The organism is Mesorhizobium sp. WSM3862, from assembly GCF_002294985.1.
Taxonomy (GTDB): Bacteria; Pseudomonadota; Alphaproteobacteria; order Rhizobiales; family Rhizobiaceae; genus Mesorhizobium.
In genome coordinates this window covers 811,594-836,676 of sequence record NZ_NSGE01000003.1, presented here as the reverse complement: position 1 = coordinate 836,676, position 25,083 = coordinate 811,594, and the positions used below count along the sequence as shown (strand labels likewise).

General features: G+C 63.7%; 18 protein-coding genes and 2 pseudogenes. 9 read left to right on the top strand and 11 right to left on the bottom strand.

What is annotated here, in order from left to right:
• The coding region (locus tag CK224_RS12305; RefSeq protein WP_210199654.1) for an Ig-like domain-containing protein at positions 1-2,648 on the bottom strand (2,648 nt) is incomplete at its 3' end.
• A gap of 324 nt (positions 2,649-2,972) precedes the next feature.
• On the opposite strand from CK224_RS12305, the gene CK224_RS12300 reads away from it, so the two are divergent.
• Positions 2,973-3,974, top strand: coding sequence for a transglutaminase-like cysteine peptidase (locus CK224_RS12300; protein ID WP_095781987.1), 1,002 nt, complete (start codon positions 2,973-2,975; stop codon positions 3,972-3,974).
• Positions 3,975-3,987: 13 nt separating this feature from the next.
• On the opposite strand, the gene CK224_RS12295 is transcribed toward CK224_RS12300, so the two are convergent.
• Genes CK224_RS12295 through CK224_RS12280 form a run of 4 tightly spaced genes read right to left on the bottom strand, consistent with a single transcriptional unit; the run spans position 3,988 to position 9,483 of the window.
• Positions 3,988-4,629 carry a ribbon-helix-helix domain-containing protein gene (locus tag CK224_RS12295; protein WP_095781935.1) on the bottom strand — a complete coding sequence of 214 codons (642 nt, stop codon included), beginning with the start codon at positions 4,627-4,629 and terminating at the stop codon, positions 3,988-3,990.
• Positions 4,619-5,908 carry an HlyD family type I secretion periplasmic adaptor subunit gene (locus tag CK224_RS12290; RefSeq protein WP_095781934.1) on the bottom strand — a complete coding sequence of 430 codons (1,290 nt, stop codon included), beginning with the start codon at positions 5,906-5,908 and terminating at the stop codon, positions 4,619-4,621. The genes CK224_RS12295 and CK224_RS12290 overlap by 11 nt, the downstream gene beginning before the upstream one ends.
• A 15-nt stretch (positions 5,909-5,923) precedes the next feature.
• On the bottom strand, positions 5,924-8,056 hold the full coding sequence (locus CK224_RS12285) for a type I secretion system permease/ATPase (protein WP_095781933.1): 2,133 nt from the start codon (positions 8,054-8,056) through the stop codon (positions 5,924-5,926).
• Between the two features lie 38 nt (positions 8,057-8,094).
• Positions 8,095-9,483: a TolC family protein gene (locus CK224_RS12280; protein ID WP_066989439.1), complete on the bottom strand. Its 1,389-nt coding sequence runs from the start codon at positions 9,481-9,483 to the stop codon at positions 8,095-8,097.
• A gap of 582 nt (positions 9,484-10,065) precedes the next feature.
• On the opposite strand from CK224_RS12280, the gene CK224_RS12270 reads away from it, so the two are divergent.
• Positions 10,066-11,406, top strand: coding sequence for an NAD(P)H-dependent oxidoreductase (locus tag CK224_RS12270; RefSeq protein WP_095781931.1), 1,341 nt, complete (start codon positions 10,066-10,068; stop codon positions 11,404-11,406).
• On the opposite strand, the gene proC is transcribed toward CK224_RS12270, so the two are convergent.
• Positions 11,381-12,196, bottom strand: coding sequence for a pyrroline-5-carboxylate reductase (gene proC / locus CK224_RS12265; protein ID WP_095781930.1), 816 nt, complete (start codon positions 12,194-12,196; stop codon positions 11,381-11,383). The genes CK224_RS12270 and proC overlap by 26 nt on opposite strands.
• Before the next feature lie 540 nt (positions 12,197-12,736).
• Between proC and folD the strand changes: the two genes are divergently transcribed.
• From folD to CK224_RS31260, 5 genes and pseudogenes are all read left to right on the top strand, one after another.
• Positions 12,737-13,636, top strand: a complete 900-nt coding sequence (gene folD / locus CK224_RS12255) for a bifunctional methylenetetrahydrofolate dehydrogenase/methenyltetrahydrofolate cyclohydrolase FolD (protein WP_066989437.1) — start codon at positions 12,737-12,739, stop codon at positions 13,634-13,636.
• Between the two features lie 52 nt (positions 13,637-13,688).
• Positions 13,689-14,651 (top strand): GlxA family transcriptional regulator, encoded by a 963-nt coding sequence (locus CK224_RS12250; protein ID WP_082953990.1) that lies wholly within the window; start codon positions 13,689-13,691, stop codon positions 14,649-14,651.
• Between the two features lie 86 nt (positions 14,652-14,737).
• Complete coding sequence (locus CK224_RS12245; RefSeq protein ID WP_095781929.1) at positions 14,738-16,393, top strand: VWA domain-containing protein; 1,656 nt, start codon at positions 14,738-14,740, stop codon at positions 16,391-16,393.
• Positions 16,394-16,507: 114 nt separating this feature from the next.
• Positions 16,508-16,714: pseudogene (locus CK224_RS31650) on the top strand (transposase); the annotation flags it as partial.
• Between the two features lie 9 nt (positions 16,715-16,723).
• Positions 16,724-16,849, top strand: a pseudogene (locus CK224_RS31260) (transposase domain-containing protein); the annotation flags it as partial.
• Between the two features lie 54 nt (positions 16,850-16,903).
• Here the strand turns inward: CK224_RS31260 and CK224_RS12235 are convergent.
• On the bottom strand, positions 16,904-17,908 hold the full coding sequence (locus CK224_RS12235; RefSeq protein ID WP_095781985.1) for an NADP-dependent oxidoreductase: 1,005 nt from the start codon (positions 17,906-17,908) through the stop codon (positions 16,904-16,906).
• 107 nt (positions 17,909-18,015) lie between these two features.
• On the opposite strand from CK224_RS12235, the gene CK224_RS12230 reads away from it, so the two are divergent.
• Positions 18,016-18,912, top strand: a complete 897-nt coding sequence (locus CK224_RS12230) for a LysR family transcriptional regulator (protein ID WP_095781928.1) — start codon at positions 18,016-18,018, stop codon at positions 18,910-18,912.
• Positions 18,913-19,004: 92 nt separating this feature from the next.
• Here the strand turns inward: CK224_RS12230 and edd are convergent, their stop codons facing one another.
• The 3 genes from edd to zwf form a co-directional block, all read right to left on the bottom strand.
• On the bottom strand, positions 19,005-20,828 hold the full coding sequence (gene edd / locus CK224_RS12225) for a phosphogluconate dehydratase (protein ID WP_095781927.1): 1,824 nt from the start codon (positions 20,826-20,828) through the stop codon (positions 19,005-19,007).
• Between the two features lie 64 nt (positions 20,829-20,892).
• On the bottom strand, positions 20,893-21,609 hold the full coding sequence (gene pgl, locus CK224_RS12220) for a 6-phosphogluconolactonase (protein WP_095781926.1): 717 nt from the start codon (positions 21,607-21,609) through the stop codon (positions 20,893-20,895).
• Positions 21,591-23,060, bottom strand: a complete 1,470-nt coding sequence (zwf, locus tag CK224_RS12215) for a glucose-6-phosphate dehydrogenase (RefSeq protein ID WP_066989313.1) — start codon at positions 23,058-23,060, stop codon at positions 21,591-21,593. The genes pgl and zwf overlap by 19 nt, the downstream gene beginning before the upstream one ends.
• A gap of 265 nt (positions 23,061-23,325) precedes the next feature.
• Here zwf and CK224_RS12210 point away from each other — a divergent pair, with 265 nt between their 5' ends.
• Positions 23,326-24,072 (top strand): SDR family oxidoreductase, encoded by a 747-nt coding sequence (locus CK224_RS12210; RefSeq protein WP_066989311.1) that lies wholly within the window; start codon positions 23,326-23,328, stop codon positions 24,070-24,072.
• 41 nt (positions 24,073-24,113) lie between these two features.
• Here the strand turns inward: CK224_RS12210 and CK224_RS12205 are convergent, their stop codons facing one another.
• Positions 24,114-25,016 (bottom strand): SH3 domain-containing protein, encoded by a 903-nt coding sequence (locus CK224_RS12205; protein WP_095781925.1) that lies wholly within the window; start codon positions 25,014-25,016, stop codon positions 24,114-24,116.
• Between the last annotated feature and the right edge of the window lie 67 nt (positions 25,017-25,083).

Genomic DNA, 25,083 nt, shown 5'->3' with positions numbered 1-25,083 from the left:
GGCGCATCGTCGACGATGTTGATGACCAGGTTGCCGGCGGGTGCGCTGTCGCCGTCGGCGTCGGTGACGACGACTGCGAAGGAGGCGTGGGTGTTGTCGCCGGAGGTGTTGTCGAGCAGCGTGTAGGTGTAGCTGATCGAGCCGGCGCCGGTCGCGGCATTGTAGGTGTAGCTTGCCGTCAGCGAGCCGGTGGCGTCGGTGAAGGTCTGCGGCACGCCGGTCAGCACGTGGCCGCCGAGCGAGACGGTCTGGATGCCGTCGGGCGAGGTGAAGCCGATGCTGCCCGAGGTGGTCTCGGAGTTGGCGGCGAAGTTCGAGCCGGCGGGTTCGCCGCCGCGTGCCGGCAGGCCGGCTTCATAGACGGTGGTGTCGGCGCCGCCGGGCGCCGGGATGGTGTCGGTTGGCGTGGAGTCGCCGACCGAGATGGTGAGCGTGGTGTGCGACAGGTCGCCGTCGCCGTCCTTGATGGTGTAGGTGAAGGTATCGGTGACGCCACCGGGCGAGCCGGCGTCGCGCACATAGGTGTAGGAACCATCGCCGTGCAGCGTCAGCGTGCCATAGGCACCGTGGAGTCCTGCGTTCAACGTGCTGGTGTCGTCCAGGTCGGCATTTGTCGTGCCTTTGGCGACGCCGACTACGGTTGCGTCGTCGGCACCCTTGGTGTCGGCGCCGGCCGGGTTGCCGTCGCTGCCCGCGCCGGTGATGACGTTGCCACCGATCGAGGCGAACGAGCCTGCAGGCACCGCATCGGTGTCGGCGACTGCGGTGGGCGCATCGTCGACGATGTTGATGACCAGGTTGCCGGCGGGTGCGCTGTCGCCGTCGGCGTCGGTGACGACGACTGCGAAGGAGGCGTGGGTGTTGTCGCCGGAGGTGTTGTCGAGCAGCGTGTAGGTGTAGCTGATCGAGCCGGCGCCGGTCGCGGCATTGTAGGTGTAGCTTGCCGTCAGCGAGCCGGTGGCGTCGGTGAAGGTCTGCGGCACGCCGGTCAGCACGTGGCCGCCGAGCGAGACGGTCTGGATGCCGTCGGGCGAGGTGAAGCCGATGCTGCCCGAGGTGGTCTCGGAGTTGGCGGCGAAGTTCGAGCCGGCGGGTTCGCCGCCGCGTGCCGGCAGGCCGGCTTCATAGACGGTGGTGTCGGCGCCGCCGGGCGCCGGGATGGTGTCGGTTGGCGTGGAGTCGCCGACCGAGATGGTGAGCGTGGTGTGCGACAGGTCGCCGTCGCCGTCCTTGATGGTGTAGGTGAAGGTATCGGTGACGCCACCGGGCGAGCCGGCATTGCGGACGTAGCTGTAGTCGCCATTAGCGCCGAGCGTCAGGTCGCCATAGGTGCCGTGGATGACCGTGCCGACGGTGGTCGTGTTCTCCAGTGATGCGCCGGTGTCGCCGACCGCGACGCCAACCACGGTCACATCGTCAGCACCCTTGACGTCGACACCTGCCGGGTTGCCGTCGCTGCCCGCGCCGGTGATGACGTTGCCGTCGATCTCGGTATGCGAGCCCGACGGCACCACGTCCGTATCGGCTACCGCCGTTGGGACATCATCTATGATGTTAATGGTGAGCGTGCCGGGAGGTGCGGCATCGCCGTCGGAGTCGACGACGCCAACCCCAAAGCTGACGCTGGTGTCATCGCCCGAGGTGTTGTCGAGCAGCGTGTAGGAATAGCTGATGGTGCCGGTGCCCGTACCCGCGTCGAAGGAATAGCTTGCCGTCAGCGAGCCGGTGGCGTCGGTGAAGGTCTGCGGCGCGCCAGTCAGCACGTGGCCGCCGAGCGAGACGGTCTGGATGCCATCAGGCGAGGTGAAGCCGATGCTGCCCGAGGTGGTCTCGGAGTTGGAGGCGGAATCCGAGCCAGCCGGTTCGCCGTTACGCGCCGGCAAGCCGGCTTCGTTGACGCTCGCTTCGCCAATGGCCCCGATCGACGGCGTGGAGTCCGGCTTCAGCAGGGACGGGAACAGTTCACGGTTCTCCGGCTGTCCGAACGCCAATGCCGTCGGCGGCAAAAGCGCCGTCAGGCCGAAGCCGTCGCCGATCCCGCCAGGCGGCACCGAGAAGTCTCCGCCGGCGCTGCTTGGCGAGCCATTTCCGCCGGCCGAGATCGAGCCGTCGGCGCCGAAGGCGACATCGACATGGCTGGCTTCGAGCGCGGCGATCAGGGCAACGCGCGGCACCTCGACATCGCCGATGATGAAGGTCGGTACGTTGAGCGCGCCGTCCTTGATGACGATCTCGGCGCCGTCCGGCTGCACCAGCACCAGATTGTGCCCGTCGACCTTGATGTCGTCGATCGAGACATTGGCCGGAAGCTTCACGACATTGCCGGCCTCGGCGTGATATTCATGCGCAACGTTCGAGGCTGCCGTGTTCGGTGCTGGCGCGTTTCCGGCAGGGGCGTTGGCGGCAGGAGCGTTGCCGTCCGCCGCCGGCTTGGCTGTGCTTTGTGCGTTCTGGGCGTTGCCGTCGCCCTTTGCCGGCGCGCCGCTTCCCACATCGACCGGCACAGGTTCGCCTGCCTCTGCCGTCTGGCCGCCGGAGGCCTGGACGACTTGGACGCCCGAAATGACACCCGAAATCGGCTGTTCGCCGACAGTCGCGTGCTCGTCCGAGAAATTTGAAACGGCGTCGAATTCGATACTGGTCGTCATAGCTCAAGCCCCCTTCGGCATTTCCCGGCAAGAGACATGCGGGGCTCGAACTTTGCAACGTACCTTCAATCTTTTTGATATACTTGAATATGCATGGATTTGCATTTTTTACACTTGGTAAATCGCAACGATATATCCAATTATATATCTTCAGGTGCGCCGCCGAACCGGCTGGGGAGCGCGGCGGCAGTTCGACAAATTCAAGTATAAATTTGAATAAAATTTGAGACAAAGCAGAATAGATTGATTCGCGGAAACTTACCCACCTTCCTTTCCGATAATTTGAGACAAGATCGGTAGCGTCCACAGTCAAAGGTGGGCGTCATGAAAATACAAAAAGCTGCCTCGTCGGCGTCGAGGGTCAAGGTTCTGCTGCTGGCAATCGGCCTGGCCGGTCTGCCGAATGCGTCGTCGGCCAGCGCAGTCTCCGTCGCAAGTCCCGCCTCTCAAACGCTGCCTGCGCCGGCCGATCTCGGCGGCGTTTCGCTGGCCAGATTGCAGCCATGGCAGCCTGTTGCCGCCTACCGGGTCGGCGGTGCCGCCAGTGCCTATGCGCCTCTCGAAGTCCGCCCGGCGGCAAGTTCTGCGAGTGGAGAGGCTACCCCCGGCGTCGATCCGATCCGGATCGACCCGATCCAGGTTGACCCGATTCAGACTGGGGCGATCATTCCCGGCGTGTTCGGGTCGGTCGCCTTGTCCATGCGCAACTTCCCGGTCGCCGCGCGCTGGGCGCCTGTCTACAAGGCGATTATCGACTGCACGGCCGGAAGTGCCTGCGATCGTGAGAACGCTGCGTTTGGGGAGATCGTCGGCATTGCAGCCAACAAGGCTTTTCGCGACAAGCTGGACTTCGTCAACAGCAGCATCAACCGGCTGATCGCCTATCGCAAGGACAGCGTCGTCTACGGCAAGCTCGACTACTGGGCGAAGCCGTCGGAGATCCTCGAGCATCGCGCCGGTGATTGCGAGGATTTCGCGATCCTGAAGATGGCGGCGCTGTTGCGCGCCGGGATCCCGGCGCAGAGCATGTCGCTCGTCGTGCTGCAGGATCGCCGCCGGAAATTCTTCCACGCGGTGCTGTCGGTGAGCACCGGAAGCGGCACCTTCATCCTGGACAGCCTCAGCAACGTTGTGGCGATGGACCGCGATCTTCCCGATTATGTCCCGCTCTATTCATTCAGCACCGACCACGCCTGGATCCACGGCACGAAAGCCGGCGCACAGATCGCCGACATCGCCGGTGGTTTCGCGACAGTGGCGCCCGGCGAAGGCGCTTCGCCCGATGTGACGGTCACGTCGGCAGCCTCCGGTTTCGGAGCGAAGTAGGCGGCTTGCCCCTTCAACCGTTGAAGACGAACGCCATCAACAGCTCCGGCTCTGTGACCGGCGCGCGCACCGCGCTGAGCTGGCCCCTGTAGCGGCGCTCGCCGGCGCCGATGACGAAGCCGGTGGTGACGGGTGTCTCGCCATTGGCGTCGAGCCGGGCAAAAACGTCGACGACGTTGAGGTCCAGCGCCAGCTTGAGGTCCTGCCTGCCGTCGTCGCCCGGCGCGTTCGGCAGCTGGCGCCTGACCAATTGCTGGAACGGGGCATTGAAGGTCAGGATCTTCTTCGACGAAGACAGCGCGAAGGCGGGCGAGGGGCAGGCGACCAGGATCGCGTTGATGGTCCGGATCGAGGCGAGCTTGCGCAGTTCCATGCTTTCCTCGGCGAGGCCGCGCATGCATGCGACCCGGATCGCCGATGTGAGATTGCCCTGGTCGGGATGATTTTCGGCGATCTCCTCGACCAGCATGCCGATCGTGCATTTGCGGCTTTCGGCCATCTGCTTCAGCGACACCCAGAAGGCTCGCTCCAGCCGGATGCCGCGGCGCACGCCGCCACGCGCCACGACGCGGAACTCCGGGCCGAAATCTTCGGCTGCGAGCGGCGGCAGCAGCCGGTCGCGCGGAGTGTCGGGGCGTGCGGCGCTATCGTTCACTCATCGCCTCCTGGCGCGCCTTGTTGATGGGCTTCAAAAGATAGTTGAGGATCGTCTTGCGCCCGGTCTTGATATCGACCGAGCAGATCATGCCGGGGATAATCGAATAAGTCTTGCCGTTCCTTTGCAGCGTGGATTTCTCGGTCGCGACGCGCACTTGATAGTAGGGCTCGCCCGTCTTCTGGTCGACCAGGCTGTCGGCGGTGATGTTGGAGACCTTGCCGTCGATGCCGCCGAAGATCGAGAAGTCGTAGGCCGTGACCTTGATCAGCGCGTCCTGGTCCGGCTGGATGAAGGCGACGTCGCGCGGCGAGACCCGCGCCTCGACCAGCAGCGTCTCCGAGGTCGGCACGATGCCGGCCACGACCGCGCCCGGCTGGACGAAAGCGCCGAGCGTATTGACATCAAGCGTGTTGACGATGCCGTCGACAGGCGAGCGGATATCGGTCCGCGCCACCTTGTCGGTGGCGCCGCGAATGGTTTCGTCCACCACAGAGAGGTCCGCCAGCGCCTGCGTCAAGTCGCTCAATGCTTCCTGCTGCAATTGCAGGCCGAGCTCGTCGACTTGAAGCTGCGCCTCGGTGATGGCCGCCTTGCTCTTCTTGATGGTCTCTCCGGCAAGGTTGAGCTGCCCGCGGAGATCGGTCTGCTCCCGCTCGACGCGAATCTGTTCGGTCCTGGCCATCAGGCCTTTCTTGACCATCGATTCGACGAGCGCCGTTTCCTGGTCGCTGACGGCGAGGCTCTTGGACAGGCGGTCTGAATTGGCGGTTGCCTCGTCCAGTTCCTTCTCGCGCTGATCGAGACGCGACTTCAACACGGACAGCTTGACTTGGAAGTTGTCCCGGCGCGCAACGAGCAGCTTCTGCTCGTTGTCGCAGATCTCCGGGGCAGTCTTCTGGATGTCGGACGGACAGGGGAACGCGCCCTCGAGATTGCCGCTCTGCTCGAATTTGAGCCTGGCAATGCGCGCCTGCAACGCCCGCGCCTTGGCCTGCTCCTCACCCAGGCTCGAGGTGTTGCCTGTGTTGTCGAGGCGGATGATCAGATCGTTCTTCCTGACGGTCTGGCCGATCTTGACAGCGATTTCCTGGACGACGCCGGCTTCGCTCGCCTGGATGATCTGCGTCTTGGAAGCGGGAATGACCTTGCCGTCGCCGCGCGCGATCTCATCGACCTCGGCAAAGGATGCCCAGGCGGTGAAGGCCACGAACAGTGCCCCTATGATGTATACGGACGCCGAAGCGAAAAGTGGCGGCCGGTCGTCTTTTGCTAACATTCCCCAACGTCCCGGTCAGGCATTCGCCTTTTGCAATGCCTGGATGACTTGTTCCTTTGCTCCGTCCGCGACCACGCGCCCCTGCTCGATGACGATGAGGCGGTCGACCAACTCCAGCATGCTGTAGCGATGGGTCGATACGATCAGCGTCGTGTTGCGGTCGAACGCCACCTTGAGCTGCTTGATCAACTGCCGTTCCGAGGCCAGGTCCATCGAACCCGACGGCTCGTCCAGGAACACGATTTTCGGCTTGGTCAGCAGCAGCCGCGCGATCGCCACGGCCTGCCTCTGGCCTCCCGACAGATTGGTGCCACGCTCGCCGACATTCATGTCGTAGCCGCGCGGATGGCGAGAGACGAAGTCGTCGACGCCCGCGGCCTTCGCCGCATCGATGATTTCCTCGTCGGTCGCGTCCGGCGCGGCCATCAGAAGGTTTTCCTTGATCGTGCCCGAAAACAGGTCGCCGGCCTGCGCGACGATACCGACCGCGGCACGAACTTCGGACGGGTGGTATTGGCGGATGTCGATGCCGTCGAGCAGCAGTTCTCCGGACGTCGGCAGGAACAGCCGGCCGATTAGGCGCCCCATCGTGGTCTTGCCGGAGCCGATGCGGCCGATGATGCCGATGCGCTCGCCGGGGCGGATTGCAATGTTGAGCCCGTTCAGAACCTCGTTTTCGGTGCCTGGATAGGCGAAGCCGACATTCTTGAACAGCATCGCGCCGCTGCGGATCGGCCGGTTGACGAAGCCAACCGTGTCGGGCCGGTCCTCCGGCTGCGACATGATCGTATTGACGATCCTGAGCGACAGCACGGCTTGCCGGAAGCGGGAGAGTGTGATGGCGATCTGGCCGAGCGGCGCGACCGCGCGGCCCGCCAGCATGACCGTGCCGATAATCGCGCCGGTCGAGACCTGGCCTTCCGAGAAGGCATAGGCGCCGGCAACCACCAGGGCGACGGTGACGAATTGCTGGATGGCGCCGGTGATGTTGCCGGCAGCGGCGGAAAGCTCCTTGATCTTCTCCGAGGTGCTGGCGGCGTTCTTCGAGTGCTCGCCCCATTTGCGCAGCAGATAGGCCTCGGCGCGCAGCGACTTGATCGTCTCCAGCGTGGAAATGGACTCGACCAGGAGCGCCTGGCGCTGGGCAGATTCGTTCATCGAGGCGGCGACCCGCCTGCCGATGCGCCTCTGTGTCACCAGACCGACAATGACGGCGATGACGAAGGCGAGCGCCGGTATGATCACCAGCCAGCCGCCAATAGCGTAGATGACCAGCAGGAAGACGAAGACGAAAACCGTGTCGATGAAGACGCTTATGGTATTCGAGGTGAAGAACTCGCGCACGAACTCATATTGTGTGACACGATTCGCGTATTCGCCGGTCGATCCCGGCCGCGCCGAAAGCGACGAGTTGAGCACTTTCTCGAACAGCAGATAGGAAATCCTGAGATCCGCCTTGCGCCCGGCATAGTCGATAAGCGAGGCACGGGCCGTCTTCAGCAACAGGTCGAACAGGATGGCCGCGCCGATCCCGAGCGCCAGCACCCAGAGCGTCGAGATCGCCTTGTTCGGCAGGATGCGGTCGTAGACGTTCATGGTGAAGATCGGCGAGGCGATCGCCAAGAGGTTGATGAAGACCGCCGACAGCACGACCTTCGAGTAAGTGCGCCAGAACGCCCCCATCGTTCCGGTCAGCCAATGGCGTCTTTCGATCCTCGGCGCCGTGCCGACCGTCATCTCCTCGGCGGTGTTGGCATAGGTGATCGAGAATGAGGCGCCACCGCTGATGTAGCTTTCGGCAAGCTCCGATTTGCCGATCGTGGTGCGGCCGTTTTCCTGCGGCGCCGTTAGAAATTGCCCGGTTTCCGTTTCGGCGAGCAACGCAACCGGGAGTTGTCTGGCGCGGAAGACGATGGCCGGAAGATCGATCCGGCCGCGCACGAAATCGCGATGGTTGAACGCCTGGACCTCGAGACCGATCCGTTCGGCCAGATGCCTGATGTCGTCCGGCTCGATGCGCGTGTCCGAAATCGGCACCCCGGCAAACAGCACGGTCTCGGCGCTCGGCCGGCCGAGATAGGCTGCAATCGCCGAGAAGCAGGCTTTGAAAGCCTCCTTGGGCGAGATGATATTAGGTTGCTGGTTCACGATCCGCCCGAAGGACCAGAGATCGATGCTTACATCGGCTACTTCTTCCTGACCGGTGCGAGGATGTCGAACGGCAGATCGTTCTTCTGCTCCGATGGTGTGCGCGCATAGGTTTCGGTATCGGCTGTCGCCGGCGTGCCGAATTCGCTACGCGCGTAGGCGGCTGCCTGCTTGGCCGGCTGGATGTTCAGTGTCTTCAGCAACTCCCCGGTCGCGGCCAGCAGCCGGTATTGGGCAAACAGCGACGCGTAGGACGAGGTGTCGGCCAGCGTCGCGGTGTTGAAGCGCGTGTTCTGCGCATCCAGCACGTCGAGCAGCGAGCGCTGTCCGACCTTGAACTGCTCGCGGTAGGAGGCAACCAGCCTTTCGTTGGTTGCTGCCTGCAGCCGCAGCGTCTGCGCAAGTTCCGCCTGGCGGAAGCGGCGGTCCCAAGATGTGCGGACGGCTTCCTCGATCTCGCGCAGCACCTGATGCAGCGCAAGGCGCTGCTCGCTGGTGCGGCGGATCTGCTCCTGCTCGTTGGCTTTGTCGATGCCGCCGCGATAGAGATTCCAGCGCAGCACCACCCGAGCCTGCAGGTCGCTGGTGTCGCCGTCGTCGCCGTCGATGTCATAGCCGCCCCGTGCGACACCCTCGGCGGTAATGGTGGGGCCGTATTTCGCCCGCGCGGCGTCGACCAGCGACGCGGCAGCATCGATGTCGCTGTTGGCCATGTGGACGCGCGGATTGTTCTGTCTGGCAAGCCCGATCGCGTCATCGAGCGAGCGCGGCAGCGCGCCGGCCACATCGGCCGGCCGCGACGGGTTGGTCAGCGGCTTGCCGACATTCTTGAAGAAGCGGATCTTGGCCGCTTCCAGTTCCTCGGTCGCCTCCTGCATCCGCGCCTTGGCGGCGTAAAGCCGCTCCTCGGCCTGCTGCCGGTCGGCATCGTTGAGCGCGCCGCCCGCGATGCCTTGCTTGATGTCGCCGAGTATAGACTGATGGAAGCCGAGGTTCTTCTTCGCTTCGGCGACGATCGACGCCTGCAGCATGTATTCGAGATAGTCCTGGACGACGGCAAGCCCGATGAATTCGGACCGTTCCAGCACCCTGAAGGAAGCTCCGTCGACGCGCGAGGCCTGGCGGTTCAATTCTGCCCGTCTCGCGCCACTGTCATAGAGCGTCTGTGAGACGGTGAGGTCCGCTTCGTTTGGATAAAGCGCGTCATGGTCCTCGTCGAGCGCTCGCCGGGAGTCGTTATCCAGACGGCGGACGCCGGTCGACGCTTCGAGATCGACGCTGGGAAGATAGAGCCCTTTCGCCTGGCGCAGCTCGAATTCGATGGCTTCGCGGTTTTCGATCGCCTGCCCAATCTCCGGATTGGATTCGACCGCGACTGCTACAGCTTCCTTGAGCGTGAGTGCGCTGGCGCTTCCGCAAGCCAGCATCGACACCGTCATGGCAAGCGCAAGGCGCCAGCCGACGGTCACTTTACCCGTCCTGGTCATTTCTACCCCGTGACTATCCCCGCGCCTTTTTGCTTTTGTCAGCGCTTATTTCGCCCAAGCCTGCCACCGGAGCTTGCAACGAGTATCTAGCAGATTTTTCGCGGATGGGAGGACTTATTGATTTAGAGCGCTTCAAAAGCACGGATTCCAGCCATTAGTCCCGGCGGATGTAGCAAAAATGGCACAGAAAACGATCCTCGCCGAGGGCGCCGTTCAGTTGAAACCGACCGCGAACACTATTTTCCCTAAATAAACAGTAAGTCCGCACAAAGGAATCGACCGAGGCGTCGCTCACCGTGCCAACTTTGGCGGTCAGATCGGCACTTGGCATGAACCGCGGCATCTGCCCTTCCTCCGGACATGGCCAAGGCTTTGAAACACCTGAAGGTTGCGGATTGCTGCGGGAAATCTGCGCCGGTCCTGCAAGACGTGCGCACGAAATTGCCATGGGTGGCTGGTTTTGTTGGCAAACGGGGATCGTTCCCTGTATTGCGGGCTGAAGCAAAGCATGGACGTTCTTCTATGACAAATGTCGCCCTGACCGGGCTTGCCCGCGATCTCGCCCGGCGCGCCGCGGACGGCCGCCCCGTGCGCATCGGCGTGATCGGTTCCGGCGAGATGGGCACCGATCTGGTGACGCAGGGCATGCTGATGCCGGGCATTTCGATTGCGGCCATTTCGACGCGCCGCCCGCACACGGCTCGTGACGCGATCCGCATCGCCTATGGCGACGATGCAATGGCTGCCGAAGCCGAGACCGCCTCCAAGATCAACCAGGCGATAGAAGGCGGCAGGATTGCCATCACCTCGAATGAAATGCTGGTCACCAATCCGCTGATCGACGTCGTCATCGATGCCACCGGTAAACCCGGCGTCGCCGCCGATTTCGACCTGATGGCCATGCAGCATGGCAAGCATCTGGTGATGATGAATGTCGAGGCCGACGTGACCATCGGCTGCTACCTCAAGCAGCAGGCGGATCGGCTCGGCGTCGTCTATTCGGTCGGCGCCGGTGATGAGCCGTCGAGCTGCATGGAGCTGATCGAGTTCGCCTCGGCGCTCGGTTATACCATCGTCTCGGCCGGCAAGGGCAAGAACAACCCGCTCAACCACGACGCCGTTCCCGACGATTATCGGGATGAAGCGCTGCGCCGGAACATGAACCCGCGCATGTTGGTCGAGTTCGTCGACGGCTCCAAGACCATGGTCGAGATGTGCGCCATCGCCAACGCCACCGGCCTGGTGCCCGATGTTCCGGGCATGCACGGCCCGAAAGCCGACCGTGATCAGCTGGCCAAGGTGCTCATCCCGCGCGAGGACGGCGGCATCCTGGCGAAGAAGGGTATCGTCGACTACACGATCGGCAAGGGCGTGGCGCCAGGCGTCTTTGTCATCGTCGAGGCGACGCATCCGCGTGTCGTCGAGCGCATGGACGATCTCCATGTCGGCCACGGCCCTTATTACAGCTTCTTCAGGCCGTACCACCTGACCTCGCTGGAGGTGCCGCTGACCGCAGCCCGCATCATGCTCTACGGCAAACCCGACATGGTGCCGCTGCCTAAACCGGTGGCCGAGGTCTGCGCGGTCGCCAAGCGCGACCTCGCCGCAGGCGAGATCTTCGACGCCATCGGCGAGACCTGCTACCGCTCCTGGACCATGACGGTCGCCGAGGCGCGCGCCAGCCGTGCCGTGCCGGTCGGACTGCTTGAAGGCGGCAAGGTGCTGAAGCCGGTCAGGAAGGGCGAACTCCTGACCGCCGACAACGCCGCGCCCGACAAGACGACCAAGCTATTTGCCCTGCGCCAACTGCAGGACGAGATGCTGTATGGCGTGAGGACTACTTCCCCAACTCTATCGATCTGAGCCGCGCCGCTTCCACCGCGTCGGTCAAAAGCTTCGTCAGCCGGTCTTCGCCCATAAGCACGGCAAGCGCGGCGGCGGTCGTGCCGTTGGGGCTGGTGACCTGCTGGCGCAGCACGCCCGGCTCCTCATCGCTTTCGGCGGCAAGCGAGGCTGCACCATAGACGGTCTGCAGGGCGAGAAGCTTGGCTGTCTCGGCCGGCAAGCCGGCCTTCTCGGCGGCGACCGTCAGCGCCTCGATGAAATGGAAAATATAGGCCGGGCCGGAACCGGAGACCGCGGTCACGGCGTCCATCAGGCTCTCGTCGTCGACCGTCGTCACGACGCCGCTCGCCGAGAGCAGCTCGGCGACGAAACGCCTGACGTTGTCGGGAACGAGCGGGTTGGAAAACACCACCATCATGCCCTTGCCGATCGCCGCCGGCGTGTTCGGCATGCAGCGCACGATCGGCGCGAGCCCGCCCAGAATCTCCTCGAACGTCGCGACCGGCGTGCCCGCGGCGATGCTGACGAAGGTGGTCCTGCCGTCGCCGAAGCGCTTGTAGCTTGCCGTCACATCGCGGATGACCTGCGGCTTCACGGCGATGACGACAAGATCGGGCATGGCCTCGGCGGGAATGGCGGACGCGTCGGCCGCGGCGCCGCAACCAAGATGCTCGGCTCGCCTGCGCAACTCGGCATTTGGCTCGACCACGAACACCGCCGACGGCTCGAGCTTGCCGGATTTCAGCCAGCCCGAGAGCATCGCGTAACCCATATTGCCGCAACCGGCGAGAACAAGCCTGATGGTCATCGAAACCTCCGCAAAGAGGGCTCTCCTTAGCCGCTCGCGCGGTTGCGGAAAAGTCCAGTCTCCAAGGTCGGTGCATGGCTTGGAGACGCCGTCCGCTCAAAGCCGTACCTATTTCATAGTTCGGACCATCCGCAGCGTCCGGAACTACCCGACGACACATACGCTCCGTCGGCGCCTTCCCATTCGCAATCGCCGACAGCCGAGGCGCGCCAGTCGCCAGACGATCGGCAGGACCAGGTCGACGAGATCAGGGCCCGCCTGCGAGAATTCCGCGAGGCGGTGCGCGTTCTGACCGAAAGCCGCTCGCGCCGCCGCTATTTCTAAAACACCCCGTCTTCGCTAAAAGCGGCCTTCGATAAAAGCAGCCGGTTTCGGGTTTACGGCATCCGACGACGTTTTGACGGGATTGCCCTGTCGAATTTTCGTGAAAATGCCGCGCGGCATTTGACCGCTTGCGCGCCGCGTTCGCGTGCCGACTGCTGGATTGAGGATCAGGGCTGCGTGCGAGGCGTGGCCGCGCAACAGTGTTGAAGGTGAATGATGGCCGAAGTGATCGACGGGAAGAGTGTCGCCGCAGACGTGGTATCGAAGGTCAAGGCGCTGACCGCCGAGCTTTCGGCCAAGGGCGCGACCAGGCCCGGTCTGGCGGTGGTGATCGTGGGCGAGGATCCGGCAAGCCAGGTCTACGTCGCCTCGAAGTCGCGCACGGCCAAGGAGTGCGGCTTCCATTCGCTCCAGCACACGCTGCCGGCTGAGACGACCGAAGAGCAGCTGTTGAAGACCATCGGCGATCTCAACGCCGACCCGTCGATCCACGGCATCCTCGTGCAACTGCCGCTGCCCGGCCATATCGATGCCGGCAAGGTCATCCAGACGATCGCGCCGGAAAAGGATGTCGACGGCTTCCACTTCATCAATGTCGGCAAGCTCGGTACCGGCGAGCTCGAGACGGCGTTCGTGCCCTGCACGCCCGCCGGCTCGATGCTTTTGATCCAGCGCGTGCGCGGCAAGGACCTTTCCGGCCTCAATGCCGTCGTCGTCGGCCGCTCCAACATCGTCGGAAAGCCGATGGCCAATCTGCTGCTCGCCGCCAACTGTACCGTCACCATTGCCCATAGCCGTACCAAGGACCTGCCGGCGCTGGCGCGCACCGCCGATATCCTGGTCGCCGCCGTCGGCCGTCCCGAAATGATCAAGGGTGATTGGGTGAAGCCCGGCGCCACCGTTATCGATGTCGGCATCAACCGCATCCCGGCGCCAGAGAAGGGCGAAGGCAAGTCGCGGCTGGTCGGCGACGTCGTCTATGCCGAAGCGGCCGCGGTCGCCGGCGCCATCACGCCGGTCCCCGGCGGCGTCGGACCGATGACCATTGCCATGCTGATGGCCAACACTGTAGCTTCCGCCTACCTCGCGGCCGGATTGAAGCGGCCGTCCTTCTGATCGGAAAGCAGCATCCTTGCCGAATCTTACTGCTCCTGTTGAACGGCCGGTCATGGGCGATCCCGTTCAGGGCGGTCGGCAGTTCGGCTTCCTGCTGGTCGACAAGTTTTCGATGTTCTCGCTGGCGGCGGCGATCGATTGCTTCCGCTCGGCCAACCGTCTGCTCGGCCGCGATTATTACGGCTGGACGACGATATCGGCGGATGGCGACGCAGTCATGGCGTCCAACGGCCTGCCGCTCAAGATCGACTATTCAGTCGCCGACATGCCGCCGGTCGATATCCTGTTCGTCTCGGTCGGGCTCACCACCGAATTCCCCGGCAAGAGCAAGGTGCTGGCGGCGCTGCGCAGCTGGGGCCGCCGCGGCAACGCGCTCGGCGCGCTCTCGGTCGGCTCCTATCTGCTCGCCGAGGCCGGCCAGCTCGACGGCTACCGCTGCACTATCCACTGGGAAAACCGCGCCGGCTTCATGGAGCGTTTTCCGGACATCAACTGCACCGGCAACGTTTTCGAGATCGATCGCAAGCGCTACACCTGCGCCGGCGGCACCACCTCGATCGATCTGATGCTGGAGATCGTGCGCGGCGATTTCGGCTCCAATCTCGCCAATGGCGTCGCCAACCAGTTCCAGCACGAGCGCATCCGCTCGGCCGGTGACCGCCAGCGCGTCGGACCTGAGCGCGACCTCACCGGCAAGTCGGAGAAGCTGAGACGTATCGTCGAGCTGATGGCCGACCATCTCGATGAGCCTTTGTCGGCGGTGCAGCTTGCCAAGTCGGCGGGCCTGTCGGTGCGCCAGGTCGAGCGCCTGTTCCTGCGCCATCTCAACGTGACGCCGGGCCGCTACTACATGCGGCTCAGGCTCGAGCGGGCGCGCGAATTGCTGCGCCAGACCAACATGCCGATCCTCGACGTCGCGATCGCCACCGGCTTCACCTCCCACTCCTATTTCGCGCAAAGCTACCGGCTGCAGTTCGGCCGTCCGCCGTCGGAAGAGCGCCGAACCACCTATTGAGCGACTTGCCGGCCATCGGACTTGTCTGCAAAGCCCGGCTCAAATAGCTTTCCCGGCGCGGACGGGGGTTCACTCAGGAGATTTTCATGGCGGGACTGGCACGGAGCGTCGCTGCGGCGATCCTCCTTTTGTCGATGACCACCTTTGGCTTTGCCGCCAACAAGGTCATCATCATTCTCGATGCATCCGGCTCCATGTGGGCCCAGATAGACGGCAAGCCGAAGCTCGAGATCGCGCGCGAATCGCTGCGCACGGTGCTGCAGTCGGTGCCGGGCGACGACGAGATCGGCTTCATGGCCTACGGGCATCGCCAGAAAGGCAGCTGCGCGGACATCGAGCTGATCGTGCCGCCGCAGGCGGGTTCGGCGAGCGCGATCTCGGCGGCCGCCGACAGCATGAAATTCCTCGGCAAGACGCCGCTGACGGCGGCCGTCAAGCAGGCCGCCGAAGCGCTGAAATACACCGAGGACAAGGCCACGGTCGTTCTCATCACCGACGGTCTTGAGACCTGCGGTGGCGATCCGTGCGCGCTCGGCAAGGAGCTGAAGGAGACCGGCGTCGACTTCACCGCCGACGTGGTCGGCTTCGGCCTGACCGCCGACGAAGGCAGGCAGATCGCCTGCCTCGCCGAGAACACCGGCGGAAAATACATCCAGGCCTCCGACGAGAAGGCATTGCAGCAAGCGCTGGTCGAGACCGTCGCGGCGCCGGCGCCCGCGCCAGAGCCTGCTCCGGCCCCGGCGCCTGCACCCGAACCCGCCAAGCCTGAATTCAACTTCACGCCGAGCGTCGTCACGGCTGAAGGCGGCGATCCCATCACCGACGGCAATGCCTGGGAGATCTACAAGGCCAAGTCCGACGGCTCGCGCGGCGATCAGGTCATGACCGAGTATGGCGAGCTCAAGACCAATCTCGAGCCGGGCGATTACATTGTCGTCGGTCGCGCCGACGAGGCAAGGAGCGAGCAGAAGATCAAGATCGAAGCCGGCCAGACCTACAGCCCGTTGTTCACGCTGAACGCCGGAACCTTGGTTATCCACCCGCATGCGAGCCAGGGCTCGGAGATCAGCGGCGAGGCGCGTGTCGACTTCGCCTATCCGGGCGGCAGCACGACCCACTATGGCGACACCAAGGCCACCGTGCCCGCCGGCGAGCAGAAGGTGACGGTGCAGATCGGCGCCGGCACGGTGACCGAAACCATCCAGCTTGCCGCCGGACAGACGGTCGAGAAGGATATCGTGATCGGCGTCGGCCATGCCGTGCTCAACGCCTACTACACGGCCGGCGGCGAAAAGGCCGACAATTCCGGCATCGGCTTCGAGATCGTCAAGGCGAAGAAGAAGATCGACGGTTCGCGTGAAAGCGTGGAGCACTCCTACGGTCCGGACAGCAAATTCTGGCTGCCGCCGGACGACTATGTCGCGCTAACCACGCTCGATCTCGCCGTTGTCGAACAGCCCTTCGGCATCAAGGCCGGCGACAACCAGGATGTGAAGGTGGCTCTCGGCGCCGGCGTGCTGGCAATGTCGGCGCCCGGCGCCTATTCGATCGAGGTGTTCTCGTCAAAGAAGGATATTGAGGGTAAGCGCAAATCGCTCGGCCTGACCTATGGCGACAGCTGGCAACAGACGATCCCCGCCGGCGACTATGTCGTCGTGCGGCACATGTCCGATCAGGGCCAGGACAAGGAAATGCCGGTGACGATCAAGGCCGGTGAGCGGAGCGAGATCACCGTTCAGTAGGCATCGCCGTCCGCAAACGAACGAAAAAGGGTAACCGCTGTTTTGCCCCCAACGTTGTCCGCTGACGCCTGATCTGTGACCAGGTTCCATGGATGAGCGAGAAGCAGTTTCTCCATGGACACGACATTGGAGGTTCTCACGACATGGCGGGGCCGACGTGAGGCGCATCGCCAATGGCCCGATGAGGTCAAGGCACAGATCGTTTCGGAGGGCTTGCGTCCGGGCGTGACGGTGAACGAAGTAGCGGAGCGCCACGGGCTGGAGGCCAACCATCTGTCGTCCTGGCGAACGCTGGCCCGGCAGGGCAAGCTAGTTTTGTCTGCGCCAGAGGAGATCTGCGAACTCAATGCTGTTGATCCGCAGGTCTACTTGACCACCACGCTTGCCGCCGTCGTCAACGGCCACAAGCGGAGGCGGATCGATGAGCTGCTGCCTTGGAACGATCCGCTTGAGTAACGCGTGCACAAAAAATAGCAGTCTGGCCGAAGCGGACAAACCCTCGTTAGAGCATCATAGCTTGACCAGTTGCTTGCCGAAGTTCTCTCCCTTCAACATCCGAACGAAAGCGTGGGGCACGGTCTCGATCCCTTCCGCAACATCTTCCCGTGTCTGAAGCAGTCCCTGTTTGTACCATGACAGCAGATCGGCAATCGCGGTCTCGTATTCTCCTTCGTGGTCGTCGAGCAAGAACCCTTCTATCCGCGCACGGGTGATTAGTGTCCTTCTGAGATGCCTGAGACCGACATCAGGCTGGTCAAACCGGTCGGCCAAGGCAATAGTGCCGACAACCACCACTCTGCCAAAGATGTTGAGATTTAGCATGGCTGCATCGTGAATCGGCCCGGCGGTGTTGTCGATAAAGACATCGACGCCGCTAGGGCATGCGGTGGCGACATCTGCCACGAGATCAGCGGAGCGTCGATGATTGACTCCAGCCCGATATCCAAGCTCCCTGCACCATTCCAGCTTCTCATCCGAGCCCGCAACAGCGACTGGGTCGAACCCTTTGATCCGCGCGATCTGTCCCGCAATCTGCCCCACAGCTCCTGAAGCGGCAGAGATCAACACCGTTTCCCCCACCTTCGGAGTTGCGGTTTTGAGGAGGGCAAAGTAGGCGGTGAGACCGGGCATGCCGAGATAGCTCAGTACGGCCTGAATCGGAGCGTCGGTTGTCGTCACTGGCTTGGCTGACGCGGCCGGGATCACGCTGAACGGCTGCCAACCAAAATGATCGCTCATCACGAGGTCGCCTGGCTTGAAGTCCGGAGACTCAGACGTAATTACCTCGCCAATTCCGCCGCCACACATCAGGTCGCCAATTCTAAAACCAGCAGCATAATTCTTCGCGGGGCTGATCCGACCGCGCATATAGGGATCGACGGAGAGCCACAGAGTTTTCACCAGCAGCTCACCATCCGCGGCGTCGGGAATTGAACGCTCCTCCAGGCTCCAGTTCTCGACGGAGGGCATTGCGGAAGGGTAGCTGCGAAGTATCCAGCTAGGATTTTTGGACATGTCCATCTCCTCAATTTGAGCGTTCGCCCCATTGATGCATGATTTCGGCTTCCGTGTTAAAGAGCGCACGGTGAGAGACATTATTTTGAATTTCGGAAGAATGGCGGATGGATATGATCGAGGCCATGAAGGTGGCCGTGGCAGTCGCCAGGCATAACAGCTTCTCTTCTGCGAGCCGGGATTTGCGCCTTTCCGCTGCCTCGGTAAGCCGCATTGTGGCGGACTTGGAGACCGATCTCGGCGTACGTCTCTTTAACCGCACCACCAGGCAGATCAATCTGACGGATGCCGGGATGGAGTTCGTGCAAAAGAGCACCGGCCTCCTGGAGGAGCTTGATCAGATGCGGAGCGCAGTACGCGAACGCCACGAAACTCCTCGCGGCCAACTCCACGTCTCCTGCGTAACGGCCTTTGGTAATGAGTGCCTGGCACCAGTGGTTCCTGAGTTCGTGCGACGGTTCCCGCAGCTCGATGTCTCAATCGACCTTGGCAATCGTTTGGTTGATCTCATTGGCGAGCACTTCGATGTCGCCATCCGGGTAGGACCGTTGAACGATTCATCCCTGATTGCGCAGAGGATTTTCACGCAGAGGATCGTGTTCGTCGCGACACCCCAGTTTTGCCAGGAATATGGGACACCCAGGACCTTGGACGAGATCAGGGCTCGCCCATCCGTTACTCAGGTCAGCGGGGAATGGGGGCGCGTTCATAAGTTTTCGCATCAAGGAAAGGTCATTGACTTCGAAGTGCCGCAGCAACTGACAATGAACTCAGCGCGAGCGGTGAGAAACGCCTGCCTAGCGGGAGGGGGGTACTCCCTCTTGGGCGATTTCATGGTCGCCCAGGATATAGCGGAGAACCGCCTCGTGCGGCTGCTGCCGGATCATGAACCCATGGAGCAACCGATCTTCGCCTTCTACGCTCAGCGACGTCACACCCCACGTAAAGTCAGGGTGTTTATTGACTATTTGGCGGAGGTCTTCAGTGGCAAGAATACCTCGTGAGACCTCTTGTCTAGGTGCCGATGGCACACCGCTTACGACAAAGGGCGGCTCCGAGCGGCGGCTCCGAGCCGCTCTTTTTTAGCAGATTGACGTTAGGCATTTGCGAAGGCGGCGGCGCCGTGGTCGGCGCGGCCAACCAGTTGGCGAAAGCCGGCGAACAGCTCGCGGCCGAAGCCGAACTCGTTGCCGATCAGGTCGGCATCCGCCGTGCGGCGCAGCGCGAACTCCGTTCCCGGCACCAGCACCTCCAGCGTGCCGGCATCGGCGTCGAGGCGAATGATGTCGCCGTCATGGATCCTGGCGATCGGCCCGTCCTCGACCGCTTCCGGCGTCACATGGATCGCCGCCGGCACCTTGCCGGAAGCACCCGACATGCGCCCGTCGGTCACCAGCGCGACGCGCTGGCCGCGATCCTGCAGCACGCCGAGCACGGTGGTCAGCTTGTGCAGTTCCGGCATGCCGTTGGCCTTCGGCCCCTGGAAGCGGATCACGGCGACGAAGTCGCCGGTCAGCGTGCCCGACTTGAAAGCTTCGTTCAGCCCCTGCTGGCTGTCGAACACCTTGGCCGGCGCCTCGATGACGCGCCGTTCGGGCTTGACCGCAGAGGTCTTGATCACGGCATGGCCGAGGTTGCCGGCAAGCACCTTCAGTCCGCCGGTCGGCTGGAACGCCTTCTTGAACGGGGCCAGCACCTTCTCGTCGCCGCTCTCGAGCGGCGCCGCTTCACGCACGACGCTGCCGTCGGCGCCGAGCTTTGCCTCGACAGCATAGGGCCGCAGGCCTTCGCCCCAGACCGTCTGCACGTCCTCGTGCAGCAAGCCTTCGTCGAGCAACTCGCGGATCAGGAAGCCGAGCCCGCCGGCGGCGTGGAAATGGTTCACGTCGGCGAGTCCGTTCGGGTAGACGCGGGCGAGCAGCGGCACGGCCTCCGACAGGTCGGAGATGTCCTGCCAGGTAAGCGAAATTCCGGCTGCCGCGGCCATGGCGATGAGGTGGATGGTGTGGTTGGTCGAGCCGCCGGTCGCGTGCAGGCCGACCACGCCGTTGACGATCGAGCGCTCGTCGATCATGCGCCCGACCGGCGTATAGGCATTGCCGAGCGTGGTGATCGCCAGCGCGCGCTTCGCCGCCTCCCTGGTCAGCGCGTCGCGCAGCGGCGTACCCGGGTTGACGAAGGAGGCGCCGGGCGTGTGCAGGCCCATGATCTCCATCAGCATCTGGTTGGAATTGGCGGTGCCGTAGAAGGTGCAGGTGCCCGGCCCGTGATAGGATTTGGACTCCGCCTCGAGCAGCTCGGCGCGGCCCGCCTTGCCCTCGGCATAGAGCTGCCGGACCTTGGCCTTCTCGTCGTTCGGCAGGCCCGACGTCATCGGCCCGGCGGGGATGAAGACAGCCGGCAGGTGCCCGAAGGTGAGCGCCGCGATCACCAGCCCTGGCACGATCTTGTCGCAGACGCCGAGGAAGACGGCGGCGTCGAACATGTTGTGCGAAAGGCCGATCGCCGCTGCCATGGCGATCACGTCGCGCGAGAACAGCGACAGTTCCATGCCTGGCTGGCCTTGCGTCACGCCGTCGCACATCGCCGGCACGCCGCCGGCGACCTGGGCGATGCCGCCCGCCTCGCGTGCCGCGTCCTTGATAAGCGCCGGAAAGGTCTCGAACGGCTGATGCGCCGACAGCATGTCGTTGTAGGAGGTGATGATGCCGAGGTTGGGCACGCGATCGCCGCCGAGTGCCACCTTCTCCGATGGGCTGCAGACGGCAAAGCCGTGGGCGAGGTTGCCGCAGGAGAGCACCGCGCGGTTGGCGGCGCGTCCCGACGCCTCCGCGATGCGGCCGAGATAGGCTTCGCGGTCGGCTTTCGAACGTTGGCGGATGCGTTCCGTGATGGCTTCGATGTCGCGTCTGGCTGTCATGGCTGGTCCTTTCGGGCCCCGGAAACGTCCTCCCACAGCCTCCGGGGCTGTTCCTTTGGTGAAATCAGGGTGCCCAGAACACCTCTACCGGTATCGGCGCCGCCTCGAGCACGTTGCGGATGGGCTTTTTCATGCCCGCTCCCATCGCGCCGTCGAAGGCGATGCGCTTATCCTCTCCCTCGATGTGGAGCGCGATGAAACCGGCGGCAACGATCCGCGCCATCGATAGTGTCAGCCGCGGCTCGCCGGCGCTTTGCGCATGCACGGGCAGCACGATGCGCGGTGAGGACGGGTCGATGAGCTCGGCGAGATTGCCGGCATCGGGAAAGAAGGAGGCCGTGTGCCCGTCGGCACCCATGCCAAGCACCACCACATCCAGCGGCCAGGGCAATGATTGCAGGGCCTCGCTGTCCGACGTCGCTGCGTCCTCGATGGTCGCCGCCTCATGGTAGAGCGGCACGAAGCGCGCTGCCGCTGCCTTGTTCTGGAGCAGGTTGGCCGCCACCAGCCCGGCATTCGAGCGCGGCGAGGAGGGCGGCACGAAACGTTCGTCGACCAGCGTCACGGTGACCTTGTCCCAGGCGATCGGGATTAAAGAGAGCGCGGCGAAGAATTTTGCCGGCGTCGTGCCGCCGGATACGGCGAGCAGCGCCGTGCCGCGGTCGGTGATCGCCTTGGTCAGGCGGGCGGCGACGTGGCCGGCAAGGGCCGCCGCCAGCTGCTGGCGGTCGGCAAAGCCGTTCCAGGCGTAAGCGGCCCCGCTCAATTGCTCTCGTGCCATGTCCGTCCGTCACGTTCGATGAGCGCGATGGAGGCCGACGGACCCCAGGTGCCGGCCGTATAGCCCTGCGCTTCCTGCCTGGCGCTTTCCCAGGCGTTCTGGATCGGATCGATCCACTTCCAGGCCGCCTCGACCTCGTCGCGACGCATGAACAGCGTCTGGTTGCCGCGCACCACATCCATGATCAGCCGCTCATAAGCGTCCGGCGCGCGGCTGTGGAAGGATTGCGCGAAGCTCATGTCGAGCGAGATCTGGCGCAGCCGCATCCCGCCCGGCCCCGGATCCTTGATCATGATGTACTGCTTGACGCCTTCGTCCGGCTGCAGCCTGATCACCAGCTGGTTGGCGAAGATCGGCCCGGCGCTGTCGCCGAAGATGGAATAGGGGATCGGCTTGAATTCGATGACGATTTCCGAAACGCGGGTCGCCAGCCGCTTGCCGGTCCTGAGATAGAAAGGAACGCCGGCCCAGCGCCAGTTGCCGATCTCGGCTTTGAGGGCGACGAAGGTCTCGGTGTTGCTGTCCTTGCCGAGTTCCTCCACATAACCCTTGACCGGCCCGCCGGCGGAGGCGCCGGCGCGATACTGGCCGCGCACCGTGTGTTTCGGCGCCTCGTTGCCGTTGATGCGCTTCAGCGCCCGCAGCACCTTCAGCTTCTCGTCGCGCACGGCGTCCGCGTCCATCGAGGACGGTGTTTCCATGGCAACCAGGCAAAGCAGCTGCAGGATGTGGTTCTGCACCATGTCTCGCAGCGCGCCGGCTTTGTCGTAGTAGGTGACGCGGTCCTCGAGACCCACGGTCTCGGCCACGGTGATCTGCACATGATCGATATGGGCGGAGTTCCACAGCGGCTCATAAAGCGCGTTGGCAAAGCGCAGCGCCATCAGGTTCTGCACCGTTTCCTTGCCGAGATAGTGATCGATGCGGAAGATCTGGCTTTCGTGGAAATCGTCACCCACGGCGTCGTTGAGCGTCCGCGCCGAGGCGAGGTCACGGCCGATCGGCTTCTCCAGCACGATGCGCGAATTCGGGGTGATCAGCTTGTGTTCCTTGAGCTGATGCGAGATGTCGCCGAACAGCGCCGGCGCCACCGCGAGGTAGAAGGCGCGGATGCGGTCGCTGTCGCCGATCGCCTTCTTGAGCTTGTCGAAGCCGACGCCCGAAGTGGCGTCCGCCGAGACATAGGAAAGCCGAGCAAGAAATGTGTCCAGTTCCTTCGGCTCGATGTCGGCCGGATTCACATGGTCCGATATCGCTTTCTTGGCGAAGCTCTGGAACTCGGCATCGCTCATCTTCGCGCGCGACGTGCCGATGATGCGCGTCGGCTCCGAAAATTGGTGGCCGCGCTGGCGGTGGTAGAGCGAGGGCAGAAGCTTGCGCTCCGACAGGTCGCCGGTCCCGCCGAAAATGATGAAGTCGAAAGGTTCGACAGGGATGATCTGGCTGGTCATGGTCAGTCCGGTTTGATGCCGCTAGCCGGTAGCGGGGCTGATATATTCTAATCGATTTAAATCGTCCAGTGTCATGGTGTCACATCCAGGACCAATCGCTGGACAATCGATTGGGCCCATATGTGGCCTTGACACTGGCGCCACCGGGAGGCTTGTCGGCAAGCAACAGCTTTCCGGAAGCGTTCGCGCCTGCAACATAGAACCTGAATGTGACGAAAGCTAAGGGAGAATGGCGACCGCCGGCCCTTCAATGATGGGGAAAACCATGCGTCTGCAAAACAAGGTTGCCATCATCACCGGCGCGGCGTCGGGCTTCGGCGAGGGCATGGCGAAGCGCTTCGCCGAGGAAGGCGCGCGCGTCGTGGTTGCCGACCTCAATGCCAAGGGCGCAGCGCGCGTGGCGAAGGAAATCGGCGACAACGCGATCTGGACCCAGACCGACGTCTCGCAACGCTCCGAATTCGACGAGATGGTTTATGCCGCCAAAAGCGCCTTCGGCCGCGTCGACATCATGGTCAATAATGCCGGCTACACCCATCGCAACGGCGACATGCTCGGCGTCGACGAGCAAACCTTCGACCTGATCACCGCTGTCAACATGAAGGCGATCTATCATGCCGCGCTTGCCGTGGTGCCGATCATGGACCGGCAGGGCGGCGGCGTCATACTGACCACGGCTTCGACAGCCGGCATCAGGCCGCGGCCAGGCCTCACCTGGTACAACGCCTCCAAGGGATGGGCGATCACCGCCACCAAGTCGATGGCGGTCGAACTCGCCCCGAAGAACATCCGCGTCAATTGCCTCTGCCCGGTCGCCGGCGAGACCGGCATGTTGGAGAAGTTCATGGGCGCCGACACGCCGGAGATCCGTGAAAAATTCCGCGCCTCTATCCCGCTCGGCCGGCTGTCGACGCCGCTCGACATCGCCAACGCGGCCCTCTGGCTGGCTTCGGACGAGGCGGCCTTGATCACCGGCGTGGCGCTGGAGGTCGACGGCGGGCGCTGCATCTGAACCGACGTCGCGGCGGCGTCAGGCCGCCAAGAGGGTCCAGATCAGGCGCCGGTCTTGACGAAGCTCTTGTAGATCCAGCCGCGTTTGCCGTTATAGACGATCTCGCACCATTTTTTGCAGCTCATCACCTGCACGGCTGACTTGGCAGGCACAGTGACGATCGCGGCGGCGCCGTTCTTCGGGCCGGAACGCATGGTAACAGCCCTCAGGACGCGTCCATTGGTGCCAGTGCCGGCGTTTTCGGGCTTCGGCTCGTCCTGGGCCGCATCGTCGGGTGCCGTCGGCTGAGCCTCGGCAACCAGGGGCTTCGCGTCCGGGATGGCGGCGGTCTGGGCCGCATCCATTTTGTCGTCAGGCTTTTTTGCGTCTGCCGCTTGGGCAGCCGCCGGCGCAGGCGCCGCGACCTCAGCCAGAGCGGCCGAAGCATCGTTTCCGGACGCGGATTCGGCGAAGGCGGCAACGGCCGGTTTGTCGTTCTGCGTCGCCGGCTTCTCTGCGGCCTGAGCGGATGAGGCCGGCGGAGCATCCGCCGCGGGCGCAGGCTCACCAACCGTGCCGTTCCAGCGGGGATTGTTGGAAGCCAGTGCCGGGATGGCGGCTTCCCGGGATCCAGTCATGGGCGAAACCGCATCGGCCTTGCGCGCGGCTTGCGGCGCGGCGGCGACACTGACGGCGCTCGATACGGCCGGAGCGATTTTCTTCGTCTTGACCGCGATCGCGGGGACGGTCTGCTCCGTTTTCGCGATCGCCTGCCGCTCATTGGCCGGCAAGGCCAGCCAAAGCGCCACCGCCGCCACGCCAAGCAGCGCCGCGGTGCCGACGGCCGCGATCACCAGATGCGCGTTCGACTGCAGGCCCTGCCAGAACGAGGGCTGCATGTCATAGCCGAACCGCACAGCAAAGTGCCGTCGTTCCGGCGCACCGAAACTGAAGGGCTCGTTCACCTAAACCACCTCCAACAACCGGGCCGACGTTCTTTCGATCTTGCCGCAAACCGTTCGCGGCTGATTG